General features: G+C 68.4%; 19 protein-coding genes. 11 read left to right on the top strand and 8 right to left on the bottom strand.

From position 1 onward, the window contains the following. Positions 1–2 precede the first annotated feature (2 nt). The gene (locus tag FBZ88_RS07160) at positions 3–299 is read right to left on the bottom strand and encodes a type II toxin-antitoxin system RelE/ParE family toxin (RefSeq protein WP_342780151.1); all 297 of its coding nucleotides are present in this window, start codon (positions 297–299) and stop codon (positions 3–5) included. Beyond that, the gene (locus tag FBZ88_RS07155) at positions 296–481 is read right to left on the bottom strand and encodes a hypothetical protein (protein ID WP_145616070.1); all 186 of its coding nucleotides are present in this window, start codon (positions 479–481) and stop codon (positions 296–298) included. Before FBZ88_RS07155 ends, FBZ88_RS07160 begins: the two co-directional genes overlap by 4 nt. Before the next feature lie 115 nt (positions 482–596). Here FBZ88_RS07155 and FBZ88_RS07150 point away from each other — a divergent pair, with 115 nt between their 5' ends. Beyond that, positions 597–1,028 carry an MAPEG family protein gene (locus FBZ88_RS07150; RefSeq protein ID WP_186464256.1) on the top strand — a complete coding sequence of 144 codons (432 nt, stop codon included), beginning with the start codon at positions 597–599 and terminating at the stop codon, positions 1,026–1,028. Positions 1,029–1,031: 3 nt separating this feature from the next. On the opposite strand, the gene FBZ88_RS07145 is transcribed toward FBZ88_RS07150, so the two are convergent. Both FBZ88_RS07145 and FBZ88_RS07140 read right to left on the bottom strand, forming a co-directional pair. After that, entirely contained in the window at positions 1,032–1,694 is a 663-nt protein-coding gene (locus FBZ88_RS07145) for an SdpI family protein (protein WP_145616068.1), read from the bottom strand. A 22-nt stretch (positions 1,695–1,716) separates the two neighbouring features. After that, entirely contained in the window at positions 1,717–2,025 is a 309-nt protein-coding gene (locus tag FBZ88_RS07140; RefSeq protein WP_088871723.1) for an autorepressor SdpR family transcription factor, read from the bottom strand. A 289-nt stretch (positions 2,026–2,314) separates the two neighbouring features. Here FBZ88_RS07140 and fliF point away from each other — a divergent pair, with 289 nt between their 5' ends. The 10 genes from fliF to FBZ88_RS07090 all read left to right on the top strand — a co-directional run bounded on the left by fliF (position 2,315) and on the right by FBZ88_RS07090 (position 15,984). Then, positions 2,315–3,976, top strand: a complete 1,662-nt coding sequence (gene fliF / locus FBZ88_RS07135) for a flagellar basal-body MS-ring/collar protein FliF (protein WP_145616067.1) — start codon at positions 2,315–2,317, stop codon at positions 3,974–3,976. A gap of 15 nt (positions 3,977–3,991) precedes the next feature. Next, positions 3,992–4,702 (top strand): FliH/SctL family protein, encoded by a 711-nt coding sequence (locus FBZ88_RS07130; RefSeq protein ID WP_145616066.1) that lies wholly within the window; start codon positions 3,992–3,994, stop codon positions 4,700–4,702. A gap of 93 nt (positions 4,703–4,795) precedes the next feature. After that, positions 4,796–5,098: a flagellar motor switch protein FliN gene (fliN, locus tag FBZ88_RS07125; RefSeq protein ID WP_004273939.1), complete on the top strand. Its 303-nt coding sequence runs from the start codon at positions 4,796–4,798 to the stop codon at positions 5,096–5,098. A gap of 43 nt (positions 5,099–5,141) precedes the next feature. Beyond that, complete coding sequence (locus tag FBZ88_RS07120) at positions 5,142–6,086, top strand: motility protein A (RefSeq protein ID WP_246138547.1); 945 nt, start codon at positions 5,142–5,144, stop codon at positions 6,084–6,086. A gap of 58 nt (positions 6,087–6,144) precedes the next feature. Further along, positions 6,145–7,563 (top strand): sigma-54-dependent transcriptional regulator FlbD, encoded by a 1,419-nt coding sequence (flbD, locus tag FBZ88_RS07115; RefSeq protein ID WP_145616065.1) that lies wholly within the window; start codon positions 6,145–6,147, stop codon positions 7,561–7,563. 42 nt (positions 7,564–7,605) lie between these two features. Continuing rightward, positions 7,606–9,756, top strand: coding sequence for a flagellar biosynthesis protein FlhA (gene flhA, locus FBZ88_RS07110; protein WP_088871727.1), 2,151 nt, complete (start codon positions 7,606–7,608; stop codon positions 9,754–9,756). 470 nt (positions 9,757–10,226) lie between these two features. Further along, a complete protein-coding gene (locus FBZ88_RS07105) occupies positions 10,227–11,219 on the top strand; it encodes a flagellar biosynthesis protein FlhF (RefSeq protein ID WP_088871728.1) in 993 nt (330 codons plus the stop codon). Then, positions 11,216–12,031: a MinD/ParA family protein gene (locus tag FBZ88_RS07100; protein ID WP_004274049.1), complete on the top strand. Its 816-nt coding sequence runs from the start codon at positions 11,216–11,218 to the stop codon at positions 12,029–12,031. The genes FBZ88_RS07105 and FBZ88_RS07100 overlap by 4 nt, the downstream gene beginning before the upstream one ends. Before the next feature lie 71 nt (positions 12,032–12,102). After that, positions 12,103–15,069 (top strand): hypothetical protein, encoded by a 2,967-nt coding sequence (locus tag FBZ88_RS07095; protein ID WP_145616064.1) that lies wholly within the window; start codon positions 12,103–12,105, stop codon positions 15,067–15,069. Positions 15,070–15,156: 87 nt separating this feature from the next. After that, positions 15,157–15,984, top strand: a complete 828-nt coding sequence (locus FBZ88_RS07090) for an aldo/keto reductase (RefSeq protein WP_145616063.1) — start codon at positions 15,157–15,159, stop codon at positions 15,982–15,984. 3 nt (positions 15,985–15,987) lie between these two features. On the opposite strand, the gene FBZ88_RS07085 is transcribed toward FBZ88_RS07090, so the two are convergent. The 4 genes from FBZ88_RS07085 to fliI all read right to left on the bottom strand — a co-directional run bounded on the left by FBZ88_RS07085 (position 15,988) and on the right by fliI (position 18,905). Continuing rightward, on the bottom strand, positions 15,988–16,383 hold the full coding sequence (locus FBZ88_RS07085) for a hypothetical protein (protein WP_145616062.1): 396 nt from the start codon (positions 16,381–16,383) through the stop codon (positions 15,988–15,990). Then, positions 16,377–16,967 (bottom strand): peptidoglycan recognition protein family protein, encoded by a 591-nt coding sequence (locus tag FBZ88_RS07080; protein WP_246138546.1) that lies wholly within the window; start codon positions 16,965–16,967, stop codon positions 16,377–16,379. The genes FBZ88_RS07085 and FBZ88_RS07080 overlap by 7 nt, the downstream gene beginning before the upstream one ends. A 138-nt stretch (positions 16,968–17,105) precedes the next feature. Beyond that, positions 17,106–17,543, bottom strand: a complete 438-nt coding sequence (locus FBZ88_RS07075; RefSeq protein ID WP_145616060.1) for a flagellar FliJ family protein — start codon at positions 17,541–17,543, stop codon at positions 17,106–17,108. Between the two features lie 24 nt (positions 17,544–17,567). Continuing rightward, positions 17,568–18,905, bottom strand: coding sequence for a flagellar protein export ATPase FliI (fliI, locus tag FBZ88_RS07070; RefSeq protein WP_145616059.1), 1,338 nt, complete (start codon positions 18,903–18,905; stop codon positions 17,568–17,570). Positions 18,906–19,112: the final 207 nt, after the last annotated feature.

The following is a 19,112-nucleotide window of genomic DNA, read 5'->3' as shown; positions in this document are numbered from 1 at the left end:
GTTCAGAGATGCCGCGGAATGTTGGCCGTCTCATAAAATACGCCCACGATGGAGCGAGGCGCGGCCGTCGTGTAGACGATCCAATAATCCTTGACGTGCAGCCACAATCGGCCAGGTTTCGCCAGTAGCGGATATGGTCGCGGAGCCGGCAAGTCATCACCGGGATTCGCCTGGATGCGCGCGGCCGCTTCCTCCAACACGTTCGCCAAGTTTAAAATCGCCGCATCACGGCCCAAAACCTCGTAATGATCACGAAGATTGGTGATATGCCGCAACGCGCGCGGCGATAACCGGATCACAAGCGCCGCGCGGCCGGGCGAAGACTGGAGTGTTCTCGCTTCGCGCGGATCCGGGCAGCACTCTCGCGCAAATCCCGCAAGACATCCGAAAGCGCCACACCTTCACCGCGCGCGATCTCTTCCTCGCTAATGGCGAGCTCACGCTCCCATTCTTCGGGGTGCTGGCGGGTGGAGGTGTTCATGGGGGAAAGGATAAGCCCCCAGCGCAGGAAAATCCAGGCATCACCATGCCGCCCTTCTCTCCGGCGTAAAAAATCTTAAGTTGTTTCATGACGCTTCCTGACGCGACGGATGGCCATGACAAGCAGCATCGCCCTGTACTTCCCCATGCTGGTCCTGTTCCTGTTCACCCTGCTGGTGGGCCTGCGGCTGTTCATCATGCGGGTGCGGGCGGTGAGGCGGGGGAATGTCCGGTTGTCCTATTTCCGCAACTTCACGGCGGGCACCCAGACGGACGGTTGCGCCACCGCCCAGCGCGCCTTCAACAACCTGCTGGAGGTGCCGCCGCTGTTCTACGTCATCTGCGTGGTGCTGATGGTGCTGCGCCAGGGCGACCATCTCTATGAGGCGCTGGCCTGGGTTTTCGTGGCGCTGCGCGTCATCCAGAGCGCCATCCACCTGACCTACAACAACGTCCTGCACCGGGCGGCCGTGTTCATCATATCCATGGCCGTGCTGGCGGCGATGTGGGTGCGGCTGGGCCTGACGCTGCTGACCTTTCCCGCCTGACGCCTAGCGGTTGGGCCGGACGCGCCAGTAGAGGTAGGAGCGGAGGACCGAAATCAACGCCAAGGGCAGCAGCACCGCTATCGTCAGGCGGGCCCCCCGGATCAGGGCCGGCGGCAGCCACAAGGTCAGCGCCAGCAGCAGGAAGCCGCCGGCCACAAACAGTCGTCCACCGAAGCGGTGCGTCTGGTCCCACACCCATTCGTCGTTGCGCGTCCACGGCGTGCGGATGCCCAGCAGACCGTTCTGCCGCACCTTGCCCATCACATTGCCCATCAGGACCAGGAACACGCCCATGATCAGCGCGTGGGTGCGGCCCATGTCCACCGGGTGGCCCAAGGCGCCACCCACCAGGGCGAAGTGGGTCAGCGCCAGCATGCCGGTCAGCGACAGGCAGGCCGTACGCCAGGCGGTCCCTGACCGTGCCAGGGCCGCCGCGCTGGGCGTAAACCGGGCCAACAGGGTCATGAGCGCCACCCATCCCACGACGGTCAGAGGCAGGATCGCCAGCGCCCAAGGTGCCGGGGCGAACCCATTGACCTGACCGTTGGCGCCCCAATGGATGGGCAGGGTCGCCTCCATCCCGACCTGCGTCAGCGTATAGATGCTGACCAGCGCCATGACGGCCAGGATCTGGGCCGTCATCAGCCAATAGAACCGAGCGGACATATGCTTGCTCCTCGCGGGACCGCTATTTCCCCGGCTTGACCAGACCGGGGCTATGGGCCACCCGCTCCCCCTGGCCTATCCCCATGCTGTCCATGAGGCCCGACAGCGCCTCTTCCAGCACCGACAGGTTCAGGCGGTAGTAGATGGTGGTGCCCTGACGCTCCTGGTCCACCAGGTCGGCCTCGCGCAGCACGGCAAAATGGCCGGACAGGGTGGGCTTGGCCAGGTCGAAGTGGCGGGCGATGTCGCCGGCCGACAAGGGCCCCTCACGCAGCAGCTGAAGGATGCGGCGGCGGCTGGGATCGGCCAGGGCTTTGAAGACGCGATTCATGATGGCGGTATTTAGCTAATTACCAAAATATAGTCAAGCCGCCTCGATGCCATCCTTCGCGACCGTTGCATTTTGCAATTTTTACCGCCGAGGTAGCTCTTGTTGAATGCAACACTCCATCAACTGGCAAAATGCGTGACGCAAATGACACACTTTCCGGTGTGTAGGAAATTTTTGCCCAGCACCCCCTATTTCATTCCCTGAACGTTCCCAGAATCCTGGCAAACGCGGAATCGACACTATAGACTCCGCTGTGATTTTTCGGTGACCGCCGGCCCGGGAGCGGACCTTGGAAAACCTGTTGCAGACCCTGCGTAATCTGGGGCCGGTGCGGCTGGGCGCCATCGGTGGCGTCGCGCTGCTGATCCTGGCCCTGTTCGGCTTCCTGCTGTTCAACGGCTCCTCGCCCAACATGGCCCTGCTGTACAGCGACCTGTCGCCCAGCGACGGCGGCGCCATCGTGCAGCAGCTGGACCAGATGCAGCCCAAGGTGCCCTACCAGGTCAGCCCGGACAGCACGCGCATCGAGGTGCCGGCCGACCAGGTGGGCCGCATCCGCATGCTGATGGCCCAGCAGGGCCTGCCCACCGGCGGCAACGTGGGTTACGAGATCTTCAACCAGGCGGAAAGCCTGGGTACCACCAGCTTCATGCAATCCGTCCAGCAGCTGCGCGCGCTGGAGGGCGAGCTGTCGCGCACGGTGAACACCCTGGCCCCGGTGCAGCAGTCCCGCATCCACCTGGTGCTGCCCAAGCGCGAGCTGTTCAGCCGTGAGACGCAGAAGGCCACGGCCAGCGTCGTCCTGCGCCTGCGGCCCGGCCAGCAGCTGAAGAAGGAACAGGTGGCCAGCGTTCAGCACCTGATCGCCGCGTCGGTCCCGGGACTGCAGCCCGACATGGTGTCGGTGGTGGACGACAAGGGCAACCTGCTGGCCCGGGGCATGGGCTCCGACAGCAAGGAAGCCATGATGGCGACGGCGGAGGAGAAGCGCCTCGCCTATCAGCAGCGCCTGACCGACAAGGTCGAGGAGATCGTGGGCCGCACCGTGGGCATGGGCAAGGTGCGGGCGGAGGTGACGGTCGACATGGATTTCGACCATATCACGACGAACAGCGAGATCTTCGACCCCGACAGCCAGGTCGTGCGCTCCACCGAGACCAACAACGAGAACTCGGAAGACATCAACAAGGAAGGCCAGGACCCGGTGACGGTGGCGAACAATCTGCCCTCCGCCAACGCCGAGAACACCACCAACGGCTCCTCCAGCTCCAAGACCACCAAGACCAACGAACGCATCAATTACGAGATCAGCAAGACCGTGAAGGTCCACGAGCGCGAGGCCGGCCAGGTGCGCCGCCTGTCGGTCGCCGTGCTGGTCGACGGCAATTACGTGCCCGACGACAAGGGTGTGGCCCAGTACCAGCCGCGCTCGGATGACGAGCTGCAGAAGCTGGGGTCCCTGGTCAAGTCATCCATCGGCTTCGACGGTTCGCGCGGCGACACGGTGGATGTGGTCAGCATGAAGTTCGCCACCCCCGAGGGCGAGCTGGAGGCCAAGGAAGAGACGCTGTTCGGCCTGCCCAAGGGGGATGTGTTCCGCATCGCGGAGACCATCGTGCTGGCCATCGTCGCCATCCTGGTCATCCTGCTGGTCATCCGGCCGCTGGTGGCCCGCGCCTTGGACCGCACCCCGCAGCTGGACGAGGAGCCCGACCTGCTGTCCGACCAGAGCGGCGTGCCGCAGCTGGCCGGTCCCGGCGGCGGCGCCCTGGCCCGCGAGCTGGCGCTGGAGGCCGCCCAGGCCAACGAGGAACTGGAACAGATGATCGACATCAACCGCGTCGACGGCCGCGTGCGCGCGTCCTCGCTGCGCAAGGTGGGCGAGATCGTCGAGAAGCACCCGGAAGAGGCCGTGTCCATCATCCGGAACTGGCTGTACCAGGAAAATTGAGCGCGGACGTAGCCCATGACCAACATCCGCAGATTCCTGTTCGACAATTCCTTCGATCCCGAGGGCCGCCGCGTCGAGGTGCCGGAGGAACAGCTCCCGCCCGTGCCCGAGCTGCCGCCGGAACCGCCGCCGCCGCCCCCACCGCCGCCGGAGCCCACCTTCAGCCTAGCCGATCTGCAGCAGCAGGTGCGCATGGCGCGCGAGGCGGCCTACGCCCAGGGCCACGCGGAGGGCATGCAGGCCGGTGCCGACCAGTCGGCGCTGGCGCTGGCCAACGTGCTGGCCCAACTGCAGGGCAGCGTCGGGCAGCTGATCCAGGCGGAAACGCAGGGCCGGGCGCTGCGGGCCCAGAACACCGTCCGCATGGCGCTGGCCATCGTGCGCAAGCTGTTCCCCGCCATGGTCAAGCGCCACGGCCTGGTGGAGGTGGAGGCATCGGTCAACGCCTTCCTGGCGGAGCTGTCGGACGAACCGCGCCTGCTGGTGCGCGTGCATGAGAATTGGCTGGCCCCCATCAAGGAGAAGATCGAGGACATGGCGGCGCGCCAGGGCTTCGCCGGCTCCGTCGCCGTGGTGGCCGATCCCCGCGCCGGGGAACTGGACTGCAAGGCCGACTGGGGCGACGGCGGCGCCGAGCGTGACGTGGCCGCCCTGTGGGCGGAGATCGACCGCATCGCCGGCAACCTGGGGCGCCCCTTGGAAGATGGCCGCGAAGCGGCGGAATGAGCGTATAGGCCGTGATAGGCCAACATGGTATGGGCCAGTGTTGTTAGGATGCGTGACCGGGCCCGGCCCCGGCGGTGAGAAACGAGGGAAACGATGAGCCTGGACGATTTCGACGGCCAAGCAGGCATGGACGCCGACGGCGCCCCTATCGTGAAGGACCTGGAGGCCGTCTACGACATCCCGGTTCAGATTTCCGCCGTGCTGGGCAAGTGCACCATGCAGGTGAGCCAGCTGCTGAAGCTGGGTCGTGGCGCGGTAGTGGAACTGGACCGCAAGGTGGGCGAGGCCATCGACATCTACGTCAACAACCGCCTGGTGGCGCGCGGCGAGGTGGTGGTGGTGGAAGACCGCCTGGGCGTGACCATGACGGAAATCATCAAGTCCGAACGCACCTGATCCGTAATCGATACCTGATCCGTAATCGAGAAAAGAGAAACCGTTGAACAGCCGCCCCCCTTCCCCGACCTTGCGCGCCGCCGGCACCGCCGCCGGACGGGTGGCTGCGGCCACGCCGGCGCCGGAGGCGGCGAACGAGGCCAAGGGGCCGGCCCATCCGGCGGGCGCCCAGGCGCCGGCGTCCGCCCCCCTGCCGGAGCCGGTGCGGGTGCGCCATGGACTGGACCTGACCACGGTGCTGGGCCTGGCAGCGGGGTTCGCCCTGGTATTCTCGGCCCTGGCCTTCGGCGGGCACGCGCGCGCCTTCATCAACGTGCCCTCGCTCATGATCGTGGTGGGCGGCACCATCGCCGTCACCATCGTGTCCTTCGCGCGCGAGGACCTGGCGGCCTGCCGCCGCCAGCTGGCCCGCGCCCTGATGCGGCCGGTGGCCGACATCGCCGACGTCTCCGGCTATGTCCTGCAGATGGCGGAGGCGGCGCGCCGCAACGGCCCGCTGACCCTGCAGCCGCTGATGAAGGACAAGGGGGTGGAGCCCCTGCAGGCCCGGGCCATCGAGCTGGTGGTGGACGGCATCGCGGCGGAGGATGTGGAGCGCATCCTGCGCACGGAAATCGAGGCACAGCAGGCCCGGTCCCGCCATGGCGCCGCCGTGCTGCGCCGCGCCTCGGAAGTGGCGCCGGCCATGGGCCTGATCGGCACCCTGGTGGGCCTGGTGCAGATGCTGGGCAACCTGCAGGACCCGGCGGCCATCGGCCCGGCCATGGCCATATCCCTGCTGACAACCTTCTACGGCGCGCTGGTGGGCAACATGGCCCTGGCGCCCCTAGCCGGAAAGCTGGAACGCAACACCGACGCCCAGGCCATCGTGGACACGCTGTTCATGCTGGGCGCCATCTCCATCGCCCGGCAGGAGAATCCGCGCCGGCTGGAGATGATGATGAACACGGTTCTGCCGCCGGAGCTGCGGCTGAACCATTACGATTGATGGTTGGACGACGGACGCGTCCCTGGTGGGGCGTCCCGGTTTGAAAGGGTTTTGAGCGATGCGGTTGCTGATCGTAGGAACGCTGGAAGGCTACATCACGGCGGCGGGCAAGATCGCGCTCCAGAAGGGCGCGAAGGTCGCCCACACCGACAGCATCGGCGGTGCCCTCAACGCCCTGCGCGGCGGCCAGGGCGCCGATCTGGTGATGATCGACGTCAAGCTGGACGTCGCCATGCTGATCGAGGCGCTGAAGACAGAACGCATCACCGTGCCGGTGGTCGCCTGCGGTGTCGCGACCGACGCGCAGGCGGCGGTGAAAGCCATCCGCGCCGGCGCCAAGGAATACATCCCCCTGCCCCCGGACGCACAGCTGATCGCCGCGGTGCTGGAAGCGGTGGCGGAGGAGAGCCACGCCATCGTCAGCCGCGACCCCTCCATGGGTAGCGTGCTGCGCCTGGCCGACCAGATCGCCCCCAGCGACGCCAGCGTGCTGATCACCGGCGAGTCCGGCACCGGCAAGGAACTGATGGCCCGCTACATCCACCGCAAGAGCCGTCGGGCCAACGCGGTGTTCGTCTCCGTCAACTGCGCCGCCATCCCGGAGAACCTGCTGGAGTCCGAGCTGTTCGGCCATGAGAAGGGCGCCTTCACCGGCGCCGTGGCGCGCCGCGTGGGCAAGTTCGAGGAGGCCAACGGCGGCACCCTGCTGCTGGACGAAATCTCGGAGATGGACATCCGCCTTCAGGCCAAGCTGCTGCGCGCCATCCAGGAACGGGAGATCGACCGGGTGGGCGGGACCCAGCCGGTGAAGGTGGACATCCGCGTGCTGGCCACCAGCAACCGCTTCCTGGAGGAAGAGGTGCGGGCCGGCCGCTTCCGCGAGGACTTGTTCTTCCGCCTGAACGTGGTGAACCTGGCCCTGCCGCCCCTGCGCGAACGCCCGGCCGACATCGCCATCCTGTCGCAGCACTTCGCCACCAAATATTCCGAGGCCAACGGCCTGCCGGAACGCAGGGTGAGCCCGGAGGCGATGGCCATGCTGCAAGCCCACCGCTTCCGCGGCAACGTGCGTGAGCTGGAAAACACCATGCACCGCGCCGTGCTGCTGTCGCGCGGAACGGAGATCGGCACCGACGCCATCCTACTGACCGGTGCGGAACCGGCGGCGCCGGCCCAAGGCTACAGCGCGGTGGCCCCGGTGGCCGCCCGCGCCACCGCCGCCGCCCAGCCCCCCGCCGGTGCGGCTGGCGAGCCCGGCGCCTCCGGCACCGCCGGCCTGGTGGGCCGCAGTGTGGCGGATGTGGAGCGCGACCTGATCATCGACACGCTCAGCCATTGCCTGGGCAACCGGACGCATGCCGCCAACATCCTGGGCATCTCCATCCGCACCCTGCGCAACAAGCTGAAGCAGTACAGCGACGAGGGCGTCGCCGTGCCGCCGCCCGCGGGTGGCGAGCTGGACCGGGCGGCGATGTAAGGCGAGGGAACGGACACCTGACAGGCACCGGGAAGAGAGACCATGGCTGACCAGACCGCGGCCTCCGGCGGCAACATGCTGCAGTCCCTGTTCGGCAACGCGCGGACCGCCGGTCCGGCACTGCTGAAGCGGACGGAGATTCTGTTCGCGCTGGGCATCGTGACCATCCTGGTCATGCTGGTCATACCGCTGCCGACCTTCCTGCTAGACTTCGGCCTCGCCGTTTCCTTCACCTTCTCCGTCCTGATCCTGATGACGGTGCTCAGCATCCAGAAGCCGCTGGAGATGAGCTCCTTCCCCACCATCCTGCTGGTGTCCACCATGTTGCGCCTGGCGCTGAACATGGCGTCCACCCGCCTGATCCTGGGCCACGGGCATGAGGGCACCCAGGCCGCCGGCCACGTCATCCAGGCGTTCGGCGGCTTCATCATGGGCGGCAACTTCATCATCGGCGTGACGGTGTTCGCCATCCTGGTGATGGTGAACTTCACCGTCATCACCAAGGGTTCCGGCCGTATCGCCGAAGTGGCGGCGCGCTTCACCCTGGACGGCATGCCCGGCAAGCAGATGGCGATCGACGCCGACCTGTCGGCCGGCCTGATCGACGAGGGCGAGGCCAAGAAGCGCCGGCGTGAGCTGGAGGAGGAAAGCCAGTTCTTCGGCGCCATGGACGGTGCGTCCAAGTTCGTGCGCGGCGACGCCGTGGCCGGCATGGTCATCACCTTCATCAACGTCGTCGTCGGCATGATCATCGGCGTCGGCCAGAAGAACATGTCGTTCCTGAAGGCCGGCGCCACCTATACCCAGCTGACCATCGGCGACGGCCTGGTCAGCCAGATCCCGGCGCTGATCGTCTCGCTGGCCGCCGGCCTCATGGTGTCGAAGTCGGGCCAGACGGGGTCCGCCGACAAGGCGCTATTCGGGCAGCTGAGCTTCTACCCCTCGGCCATGGGCCTCAGCGCCTTCCTGCTGTGCGCCCTGGCCCTGCTGCCGGGCCTGCCCTTCCTGCCCTTCGTCTCGCTGGCCATCGCCCTGTTCGCCGGCGCCTACTATCTGCCGCGTCTGCGCAAGCAGCGGTCGGACCAGATGGTGGGGGCGGAAGCCGGCGGCGCGCCCGGTGCCCCCGCCGGCCCCGGCGGCGCCCCCCTGCCGGCGCCGGAGGAGCCCATCTCCTCCGCCCTGGCCATCGACCTCATCCGCCTGGAACTGGGCTATGGCCTGCTGTCGCTGATCAATACCGACGCCGGCCACCGCCTGACCGACCAGATCAAGGGCCTGCGCCGCCAGCTGGCCAGCGAGATCGGCATCATCATGCCGGCCGTGCGCATCCAGGACAATCTGCAGCTGCCGCCCAACAGCTACGTCATCCGCATCAAGGAGATCGAGGCCGGCCGCGGCGACGTGCGCCCCAACATGCTGCTGTGCATGGACCCGCGTGGCGAGCCCATCCAGCTGCCGGGCGAGGTGACGACGGAGCCGACCTTCGGCCTGCCCGCCATGTGGATCGAGCCGGCCTATCGCGAGGAGGCGCTGTTCAAGGGCTTCACCGTGGTGGACCCGCCCACCGTGCTGACCACCCACCTGACCGAGGTGGTGCGCGACAACATGGCGGACCTGCTGTCCTATGCCGAGACCCAGAAGCTGCTGGACGAGCTGAACAAGGAACAGCAGAAGCTGGTGGCCGACGTCATCCCCGGCCAGATCGGCGTGGGCGCGCTGCAACGCGTGCTGCAGAGCCTGCTGGCCGAGCGCATCTCCATCCGCGACCTGCCGGCCATCCTGGAAGGCGTGTCGGAGGCGACGGGCTATACCCGCAACATCACCCAGATCACGGAGCACGTGCGCGCCCGCCTGTCGCGCCAAATCTCCGACAGCCATACCAACGACCAGGGCTACATCCCCCTCATCACCCTGTCGCCGGAGTGGGAGCAGGCCTTCGCCGAATCCGTCGTGGGCGAAGGCGACGAGCGCAACCTGGCCATGGCGCCGTCCCGCCTGCAGCAGTTCATCACCGCCGTGCGCCAGACCTATGACCGCCACGCCATGATGGGTGAATCGCCGGTGCTGCTGACCAGCCCGGGCATCCGGCCCTTCGTCCGCTCCATCATCGAGCGGTTCCGGCCGGCCACCGCCGTCATGTCGCAGAACGAAATCCATCCCAAGGCCAAGATCAAGACCTTGGGACAAGTGTAGGAGCCGCAGGGGCGGCCGGGGGTACAGAAATAGCGGGGCGGCGGCAGGACGAAGCGGTCTTCCGCCCGGATGATGCGGGGGCGTCGCCGAACATGGCTAACGCAAAATTAAGCAAGCGCGGTGTAAATGACACGGCGGGCCGGAAGCTGCGCCCGCACGCCCTTATCGCTGATGCAACGGTCCGAATAAGATGCCATCCTTGGGTCCTTGACGTATTTGTCCTTTTGACGGCAGACAAGCCGGGTTAATGCCCGCATACGCGCAAATGACCTGGCGCAGCGCCCATCATGGAGTGCCGTGCCAGGATGGCCGAACCAGGAAGCGTTCGGCCGCTTCGGCGCAGGGTTGAGGTTGGGGTTTCAGATGCCGTGGGCGGCGGGTGCAGCCGCGGCAGTTCCGGTGGCAGGGTCCCTCGGGGGTGGGCCCCTGTGGGGAGGTGGAGTGGATATGGCCCCTAGGGCAGGACAATCATGCGGCTGAAGTCCTTTCATGCCCCAACCATGGGTGAGGCGATGCGCCTTGTCCGGGAGGTGCTGGGGGATGACGCCATCATCGTCGCCACGCGCGAGGAAGAGGGCGTCGGCGTCCGGGTGACGGCGGCGGTGGAGGAGTCCATCCCCGTTCCGGGCATGCCCGCCATCAACGACCGCTACCACAACCCGCTGGCCCCCGATCCCGCCGACCAGGTGACGGACATCCTGTTCCGCCACGGCCTGCCGGCCGACCTGAACCAGCGGCTGATGGACAGCATCGCCGATTTCGACGCCAAGGACGCCCAGACCCTGCTGGCCGCCGCCCTGGAGTCCGTCTTCACCTTCCAGCCCCTGCCCGAGGGTCGCTTTCCCAAGCCGCTGATGCTGGTGGGCCCGCCGGGTGCGGGCAAGACGCTGACGGTGGCCAAGCTGTGCGCCCGCGCCGCCTTGAAGGGCCGGCCGGTGGGCGTCATCTCCACCGACACGGTGCGCGCGGGCGGCATCGACCAGCTGGCCGCCTTCACCCGCGTTCTGAAGCTGCGGCTGATGACGGTGGAGGATCCGCTGGCCCTGGCCGATGCCCTGGACGTGCAGCGGGGGGCGGAGCAAGTGCTGGTCGACAGCGCCGGCCGCAACCCCTACAGCCAGGCCGACCTGAACGACCTGCGTGATTTCCTGGTGGCCGCCGACATCGAGCCGGTGCTGGTGCTGCCCGCCGGCATGGACCCGGTGGAGGCGTCGGAGATGGCCCGCGCCTTCCGCGCCCTGGGCGCCCGCCGCCTGCTGACCACCCGCCTGGACATGGCCCGGCGCCTGGGCAGCATGCTGACCGCCGCGCACGAGGCCGGCCTGGCCCTGTGCGACGCCAGCACCAGCCCGCGCGCGGCGGAAGGCCTGACACCCCTCTCACCCACATCGCTCGCCCGCCTGATGATGCCCGGCTCAGAAACCAGCGAACGCCGCGCCAAGCAAACGGGGACCCACGCATGAACGACCTTCTCTCCCCGACCGGCGCGCCGGCGGCCCTCGCCACCGCCGACAACGTCATGCCCCTGCGGCGCCAGAACATCCTGGCCGTGGCCAGCGGCAAGGGCGGCGTGGGCAAGACCTTCTTCTCCGTCACCCTGGCGCACGCCCTGGCGCGCAGCGGCAAGCGCATCCTGCTGTTCGACGGCGATTTGGGCCTGGCCAACGTGGACATCCAACTGGGCCTGATGCCCAAGCGCGACCTGGGCCAGGTCATCGACGGCATGGTGACCCTGCAGGGGGCGGCCCAGCGCTTCCCCGAAGGCGGCTTCGACATCATCGCCGGCCGCAGCGGTTCCGGCAGCCTGGCCAACCTGCCGCCGGCGCGGCTGACCCAGCTGCGCACGGAACTGGCGGACGTGGCCAAGAGCTATGACTGGGTGGTCATCGACCTGGGCGCGGGTGTGGACCGCATGGTGCGCACCTTCTCCGGCCCCGCCGGCACCACCCTGGTGGTGACGACGGACGAGCCCACCTCCATCACCGACGCCTACGCCTTCCTGAAGCTCAGCTACCAGGCCAACCCCATGGCCGACCTGCGCGTGGTCATCAACATGGCCGACAGCAAGGCGCTGGGCGAGAAGACGTATGAGAAGCTGCTGACCGTCTGTCAGCGCTACCTGAAGATGTCGCCCAAGCTGGGCGGCATCGTGCGGCGTGACGCCAAGGTGCGCGAGGCCATCCGCAACCAGTCGCCCCTGTTCATGCGCTTCCCCACCTCCGATGCCGCCCATGACATCGAGATGGTGGCCAACCGCCTGAACCAAGGGGGCTGATCCCGCGTGGCCCCCGGCTGGACGGCGCAGATCGGACTGGGGTCGCCCCCTGATGGGTGGAGCCTTCGGCCATGAGCGGCGTCCAGACACCGTCCATCATCACCCAGGCGGCGGGCGCCGGGGCCGGCGCCGCCCCCACCGTGCTGGGGCAGGTGACGGTGACCCAACTGCCGGACAAGCTGACCGGCCTCGCCCGGGCCCTGGCCGTCAGCGGCATGGTCACGGAACAGCAGGGCGAGCAAGCCACGGTGCGTACCGCCGCCGGCGACGTGCAGGTCCGCACCGAAACGCCCCTGCCCACCGACCGCCCGGTCACCCTGCAAATTCCGGCGCAGACCACGGGCGCCGCCCTGACCGCCACCGTGGTGGCGCAGGCGGCGACGCAAGGGGCGGCCCAGGGGGGGGCGGCCCAGGGGGCGGCCCAGACTGGCGGCAGCGGCCAAGCCGCAGCGACCGCCCAACCCCAGCCGCAGCCAGCCGTCCAGTTGCCCAACCCCGCCGCCGGCCTGCCGGCCTTGCAGGTGGGCACCACGCTAGCCGCCGTCCTGCTGAATCCCGCCCCCGCATCCAATAGCGCCAGCACGCCGGCGCCCAACACCCAGGCGCCGGTATCCGACATCAACCAAGGCCAGGGGCTGGGCCTGATCGTCGGCGCCCGGGGCGACACCGGCGACCAGCCCGACCTGACGGACGACTCCCCGCAGCAGTCACCGAGCCAGTCGGCACCGAACCAGCCGGCGCCCGGTCCCACGACCGCCGCGCCCACGCCGGCCAGCGGCAACGGCCCTGCGCCACAGGCGGGCGCCGCCCCGCCGGATACCAGCGCCGGCGACACGACGACCGGCGCCGACACGGCCAAGGGCCAGCCCCTGTCGACGACGCCATCCGGCACCACGGCCACCGCTGGCGGGCAGGCGAGCCCAGCCCCCACAGGCACGCCGGTTACGCCCTCAGCCACCGCGACCCTGGCCAATCTGCTGTTCGCACAGACATCGGCCAGCGGAGCCGGCGCCAACCCGCCGTCGCTGGCCGACCTGCTGCCCGGCATCGTGCCGCCACCAACGCCCCAGGTGGCGACACCCAGCGGCCAGCCATCGCCCGCCCTGCCTTCAGCGGGCCCGCCCCCCGGCCAGCCTGCCACGCCGGACAGCGCACGGGCGGGGGCGTCTGCCACCGTCGGCATATCCCCTGACACGCCGGCGCGCCAACCCGGTCCGCAAGCGCCCACTTCGCAGGCGCCCGCCTCCCCAGCACCGTCCCAACCACCGTCCCAGCCGGGGGTGGCCCCGCCGCTCAGCCGCGCCGCCACCCTGCTGGCCTCCTTGGGCGTGCCGGAGTTCCTGCCCGACCTCGGAACCTCCAAGGCGACCCCACCGCCGTCCGGCGCCGCCACGCCGGCAGCCCAACCCGGTCTCGCCCCCGGCCCCCAACCGGGCATCGTGCCGCCGGTGGCGGATGAAGCGCCGTTCGTCAGCGGCGACCTGTTCCTGAGCGCGGCACGGCCCAGCTTCGTGCGCACCGGCTTGCCCTCCGGCACGGCCGCCCCCTTCTCTCCTGTTCCCGCCGGCCCCGTTCCCGCCGACACGATGCCTGGGAAAGGGCCGACGCAGGACTTGCCGCCCTCACCGGCCACGACACCGGCACCCCTCCCGGGCGCGTCCGGACCCCAGCCCCTGACACAATCGACCGCCGCGCCCCCGGCGGCTCCCCCCGCGGCGTTCCATCCCAGCCTCATAGCGCAAGCCGCGACGCCCTCCGCCGGACAGTCGCAAGGACAGCCCGGCACGCCGGTCTTGACCGTGCCCGCCGGCCAAACCGGGCCATCGCCGGCCATGGGCGGCGGTATGGCGACCTCCCCCCTTGGCGTTCCATCCCAGCCGCTGGGCACGGCGCCTGCCACAACCTTGACGCCCGGCGCCTCAGCCTCTCAGGCGGCGTTGCCCGGCACGCCCCTTCCGGCGCCGGCCGGTGCCTACACCCCCACCCTGCGCACGCCCACCAGCCCGGGGCAGACGCTCAACTTCACCCTGTTGTCCGTGCAGCGGCCGGGCATGCCCTTGGAAGCCGCCCCCGCTGGCACGCCCGCTGATACGCCCGGTGCCGGCCCCGGCATCCTGCCGCCGGAGGATGGGGCGGAGGCGCCGCTGAACCCTGCCCTGGCACGGCCGGGCGTTCTGCCGCCCCTGCCCGGCACGGTGGTGGCCCTGACCCGCACCGGCCAGCCGGTGGTGGAGACCCCCCGGGGCACCTTCCTGCTACAGGCCCACACCGACCTGCCCATAGGAACCAGGGTGCAACTGGCCACCGCCGTGGCGGCACCGGAGTTTGACTCCGTGCCGCCGCCCATCGATCCGGCGCGGGGCCGCGACTGGCCAGCCCTGCGGGAGGCCTTGGCCGTCATCGCCGCCAGCGACCCGGCCCTGGCGCACCAGCTGATAAACAGCGTGCTGCCCCGCCCCACGCCGCAGCTGACCAAGACCCTGGTGGTCTTCCTGGCGGCCCTGCGCGGCGGCGACGCCAGCGGCTGGCTGGGGTCGGAGGCGATGTCGACGCTCAGCAAGGCGGGACGCGGCCGCCTGTCCGCCCGCCTCACCGATGATTTCAACAGCATCGCCACCCAGGCGGCGGAACCCAACAAGGAGGGCTGGCGCACCTTCGCCGTGCCCTTCGGCGATGAGGTGGGGCGCCTGCAGGTCCATGTCCACGCCATCAACGACGAAGAGGGCGAGGAAGAGGAAGGCGGCGCGCGCGGGGTTCGCAACCGCCCGCTGCGCCGCTTCCTGATCGATCTGCAACTGTCGCAACTGGGCCCCATGCAGCTGGACGGCCTGATCTGGACCGGCCGCTTCGACCTGGTGATCCGCACCCGCCAGCTGCTGCCCAGCAGCCTGACGCGGGAACTGCACGGCATCTACAGCAACAGCCTGGCGGCCGTGGGCTATAGCGGTGGGCTGGCCTTCCAGACCGGCGCCCACGGCTGGGTCGATCATGCCGCCAGCGCCGCCGGCGGCGGCGTGGGCCCCGCCACGCGGATATAGCACCCCTTGTTTCGAGGCCAGGCCGCCCCACCTTGGTTAACGCCCTCAGCCATGAACACTCGGACGTGAACAAGCGGGACGTGCCCCATGGACAACCAGCCCACCCTCACCCTGAACGACGGCCGCGTCATGCCCCAGCTGGGCCTGGGCGTCTGGCAGACGCCGGACAGCCAGGCCGCCCCCGTGGTGGGCACGGCCCTGGAAGCCGGGTATCGGCTGGTGGACACCGCCGCCATCTACGGCAATGAGGCCGGCGTGGGCCGGGGCCTGCGCAGCACCGGCATCACCGCCCGCAGCCTGTTCGTGACCACCAAGCTGTGGAACGACAGCCATGGCACGGAGGCGCCGGTGGTGGCACTGGACCACAGCCTGTCGCGCCTGGGCCTGCCCGCCGTGGACCTCTATCTCATCCATTGGCCGACACCGGCCCGCGCGCGCTATGTGGAGACATGGCGGGCGCTGATCGCCCTGCGGGAAACGGGCAAGGCCCGGTCCATCGGCGTTTCCAATTTCACCACCCTTCAACTGGCCCAGCTGATCGAAGAGACGGGCGTGGTGCCGGCCGTGAACCAGATCGAGCTGCATCCCCGGTTCCAGCAGCGCGAACTGCGCGCCTTCCACGAGGAACACGGCATCGTCACCCAGTCGTGGAGCCCGCTGGGCCAGGGCAAGCTGCTGGACCACCCGGTGCTGGTGGAAATCGCGCGCAAGCATGAACGGACGGCGGCGCAGATCGTCATCCGCTGGCACCTGGACCTGGGCCTCGGCGTCATCCCCAAGTCCGCCACCCCGCACCGCATCCGCGAGAACATCGCCGTCTTCGATTTCCGCCTGGATGAGGCGGACAAGGCCCGCATCGCCGGCCTGGACGACCCGCGCGGCCGCCTGGGTCCGCACCCCGATGATTTCAACTGAAGGCTATTTCGCGAAAGGCAGCTCAGGCCCCGACAGGTAGGTCGAGACGGTGTCGGAGACCTTGACCTGCCCCCGGCCGGAGCGGTCCAGGTCCCAGGCGTAGGTCTTGCCGTCTGCCGTCGTCAGCGTGCCCTTGGCGAAGCACTGGGTCCAATCCAGCTCCTCCCGCCAGGCATGCTCCGTCACCTCCTTGGCCTTGGCGAACCAGCGCGTGGCCGCCTTATCGCTCAAATGAAAACGGGCGCACCTCTCCCTGGTTTCGTCACCGTCCGACTTTTCCTGCCAGAGTCCGGCCTGCTCGACATGCACGCGCTTGATGACAAAGGACGTGGGCTTGGCCTGGGCGGAGGTCTGCGCAACCAGCAGCAGCGTCACCAGAAGGGCCGAAAACCTTACCATCGCGCGGACTCCGCCTCGTGCTCGTTCTTGCGGGACACGGCGGGATGGCGGAACACCTCCGTCATCGGCACGCCGAATTTCTCCGTCAGCTCCTTGACCAGCCAAGCCAGGGACGCGTTCTGCTCCGCCGTCACGGTCTCATAGCCCTGATTGGGCCCGGTCCCCGTGGGGGCGCCGACCAACTCGATCCCGATGGAATCGTCGTTCGACGGATAGCGATCCGGCACCGCCTTCTTCGCCTCATAGGCGTTGATCTCGGCGTAGGTCATATGCGCGAAGTTCTTCACCTCGACCGGTGTGCAGCGCTTTTCCAGCATACAGCGCGGCTTCAGCTTGCCCACATGCCATTGCCGCCAGAAGACGGACCCGGTCTGGTAGATATCGCCGTTCTTGTCGATCAGGAAATGCGCACCATTGGCGCCATCCTGCAAATAACTGTTGAGGGTGGACGACGCCGTGCTGGCGCCCGTCTGATGGACGATGATGCCGCTGACCGTTGTCATGCGGCCATGCGCTAGATTGGGCCGGCGCGCTACAGTGATCTTGGGATCCACCGCCCAACCGTCCTTGTCGAAGGCCAACACGTTCACCTCCACCGCCGGGAAGGTTCAACCTGGGATATCGGGACACGTCCTCCCGCTGCACCGATGTAAAGGACGAGGGAGCAGTTTCAACCGCCGGTGGGCCGGGAAATATCTGGGTATTCCTTCCGACCGGGCGTCCTACTCCTCCCCCATCCCGCCCTCTTCCTGCTGGCGCAGGTGGCGCTGGGCGGCGACCTCATCCAGCATCATGGCCTCCTTGCGGGCCAGTTCCGCCTTCTCCTTGCGGATGCGCTCTTCCTCCGCCAGTTCGAAGCGCTTCAGTTCCTGGAAGGCCTGGGCCAGATCTTCCTCCGCCCGCCGCAGGGCGATCATCAGCTGCTGGCGCGCCGTCTCCATGGCGTTGCGGCGCAGCTTGATCTGGGGAAGGTAGCTGGCGAAGGCCATCGCCATGTCGACGGAGGTGCCGGACAGCTGGCGCTCCATCTCCACCTGCGCCTCGAACTGCTGGCGTTGCAGGGTCAGCCGGTCCTCCTGGTCGCGCAACTGCGTCAGGTGGCGGCGCTTGTCGTCCACCTGGTTCTTGTGCAGCCGGATCAGGGCCTTCAGGCTTTTCATGGGTTAGGGTGATCCTGGTTCGGCTCAGACGGGCCAGCTGGCGCCGTTCAGGATGGCCTGCAGCTGGGCGTAGCCGGTGGCGAGGTCGCTGCGCTCGTGCCGGCCCTGGCGCAGGAAGCCTTCGATGTGGGGGTTCAGCTCGATGGCGCGGTCCACCTGCGGATCGCTGCCCCGGCGATAGGCACCCAGGCGGATCATCTCCTCCATATCGCTGTAGGAGGACATCAGCCGGCGGGCGGCGATCACCAGCGCGTTCTCCTCATCCGTGTTGCAGTCCGGCATGGTGCGCGAGACGCTGCGCAGGATGTTGATGGCGGGATAGCGCCCGCGCTCGCCGATGCGGCGCTCCATGACGATATGGCCGTCCAGGATGCCGCGCACGGCGTCGGCGATGGGCTCGTTATGGTCGTCGCCGTCCACCAGTACGGTGAACAGACCGGTGATGGTGCCGTCGCCCGCCCCCGGGCCCGCCCGTTCCAGCAGGCGCGGCAGCTCGGCGAACACGGTGGGCGGATAGCCCTTGGTGGTGGGCGGCTCGCCGGCGGACAGGCCGATCTCGCGCTGGGCCATGGCGAAGCGGGTGACGCTGTCCATCATGCACAGCACGTCCAGCCCCTGGTCGCGGAAATGCTCCGCCACGGCGAAGGTCATGTAGGCGGCCTGGCGGCGCATCAGCGGCGGCTCGTCGCTGGTGGCCACCACCACCACGCTGCGGGCCAGGCCTTCTTCCCCCAGGTCGTCCTCGATGAATTCCTGCACCTCGCGTCCGCGTTCGCCGATGAGACCGATGACGGTGACGGAAGCGGCGGTATAGCGCGCCAGCATGGACATCAGCACCGACTTGCCCACGCCGGAACCGGCGAAGATGCCCATGCGCTGCCCACGGCAGCAGGACAGGAAGGTGTTGATGGAGCGCACGCCCAGGTCGATCTTCTCCCCCACCCGCTTGCGGGTGCTGGCCTGCGGGGGTGCTGCCTTGATCGGGTTGCCCACGGGGCCCAGGGGCAAGGGCCCCTTGCCGTCCAGCGGCTCACCCAGGGCGTTGATCACCCGGCCCAGCCAGGCGGGCGTGGGGTTGATCTCGGGCTGGCCCTCGCTCACCTCGGCGCGGCAGCCCAGGCCGATGTCCTCCAGCGTGCCGTAGGGCAGCAGCAGGGCCTTGCCGTTGCGAAAACCGACCACCTCGCACGGCACGGGCCGTCCCCCGCGCGAGATGACGCGGCACCGTCCGCCGATGGACAGCCGGCGTTCCACGCCACCGACCTCCACCAGCATGCCCAGCACCGACGTGACCCGCCCGAAGATCTTGAAGGGGGCCAGCGCCTCTATCTCGGGGATCAGGAGGTTGGGATCGTACATCATGGCCCGTCTCTCACGCCCTAAATCCGGTGTTATCAAGCTGTTACGGCCCCGGATCGTCCCAATCTCGCGACGGGTTCCGGAGTGGTGCCCACAACGGGTGGGATAGCTAAAGGATAGCCTTACCCGCGTAGCATAATGCCGCGGCATCTGTTAACCTAGTCGCCAGTTAACCTCCCCGCTCCCTTGAGACTACACCCCTTTCAAGGA

This window comes from Nitrospirillum bahiense (assembly GCF_007828025.1).
GTDB lineage: Bacteria > Pseudomonadota > Alphaproteobacteria > Azospirillales > Azospirillaceae > Nitrospirillum > Nitrospirillum amazonense.
The sequence above is the reverse complement of the archived record's forward strand: the minus strand, read 5'-3'. Positions and strand labels throughout refer to the sequence as shown.